General features: G+C 45.3%; 1 protein-coding gene and 1 pseudogene. Both read left to right on the top strand.

Features of this window, described 5'->3' with window-relative positions; translation table 11 throughout:
* Positions 1-943, top strand: a pseudogene (locus tag BN338_RS07480) (DUF4815 domain-containing protein); the annotation flags it as partial.
* 13 nt (positions 944-956) lie between these two features.
* On the top strand, positions 957-1,360 hold a 404-nt coding region (locus BN338_RS07475), incomplete at its 3' end, for a Bgr_08870 family protein (protein WP_039760609.1).

The following is a 1,360-nucleotide window of genomic DNA, read 5'->3' as shown; positions in this document are numbered from 1 at the left end:
TAAAATCGGCAATCAGAACCATGATCTGGTGATTGATTTGGTCTCTACAGAAAACGGTTATCCCACCGCCGATATTCAAGCCCAAACCTCCTATTCTATGAAAGATGCTAAAACCGGATGGGCTGGGGCACGCTATGATGTTCCCTTAACCGTGCTTGATGACCGCCTCACGGCTTTTGTGATTAAAACCGATGATGCTGACCATTCCGTCTCACTTGCCAAGCTTGGGGATTTTGATGCAGACAACCAAAGATATGTCTCAAGCCACCCTTATGTGACTGGTCCGCGTTTTTCTTCCGTCAATGCTCGCAGCTGGACAGCCCATCAAGATGAGGCTTTAGCTTTTCGGGTGTTGGCTGCCCGCTACATACAAACAGAAAAGACGGTTGATTTAGGCAGCTTTGATCTTGTGGACTGCTCTGATTTACAGGTTCGTGCAGCCATTGAATTACCCTCCAGTGATTGTTCTGTTGTTTTTGAAATTGAGCGTAACAATGGCACGGTTTACCCACTTCTGCCCTTCCAATTGCTAAGCCTTACCGAATATATCAGTGAAAAGGTAAAGCTGCGTGCGGTCCTCAAAGGCACAGAGAAACTCTCGCCTGTGTTATTTGCTCCCATTCAATTGATTGCAGGAAAGATCCATAAGGAAGCCACTTATGTCACGCGTGCTTTTGCCTTTGGGGAAAAGGCAAGGCTGACCAGCTATATCAAAACCTTTTTGCCGGGCGGTGCAACCTTTTCATTGGAGATGCAACTGGATGATGGTGCATTTTTGCCTTTGAAACTCGATGAGACAGAACAATTGCTTGAGCCGCTTTGGGTTGAGCGCAAATTTATCAGTGGTGACAGAGGCGCCAAACAAGCACGCTTGAAACTCACCCTTACCGGTGGACCAGCGGCAAGGTCTATGGTGCGTGATTTTGGTGCTGGCATATTATGAGGGAAAGACAGACATGACAAAAACCAAGAAACTCGACATGGAATTGCCTAAAGAAGGGCGTTTTATGAGTTCTGAATTTCCAATTTTGCGAGAAAATTTGGGCAAAATTGATCAAGCCCTTGCTGATGTTGAAGAAAAGGCGGAGGGAAAAGCCCCTTTACACCATACGCACACCATAGGTGATGTAAGAGATCTTGAAACGGCTCTCAATGGCAAGATGGCAGCGGATAAAACCTTCACTTTTGCTGATTTAAGCGATATCGAGGGTGCAAAAGAGGCAGCGAACAATTATGTTCTCTACAAATCAAGCAATAATAACTTCACCTTTGGAAGTGCTGTCTCCTTGTTAGGAGCTCACAAACATAAAATAGAAGATATCGTTGGGTTGGATGATTTTCGAGCCAAGATTAATGAAGA

Source organism: Bartonella queenslandensis AUST/NH15 (genome assembly GCF_000312585.1).
GTDB classification, from domain to species: domain Bacteria; phylum Pseudomonadota; class Alphaproteobacteria; order Rhizobiales; family Rhizobiaceae; genus Bartonella; species Bartonella queenslandensis_A.
This window is presented reverse-complemented; position numbering and strand designations above follow the sequence as displayed.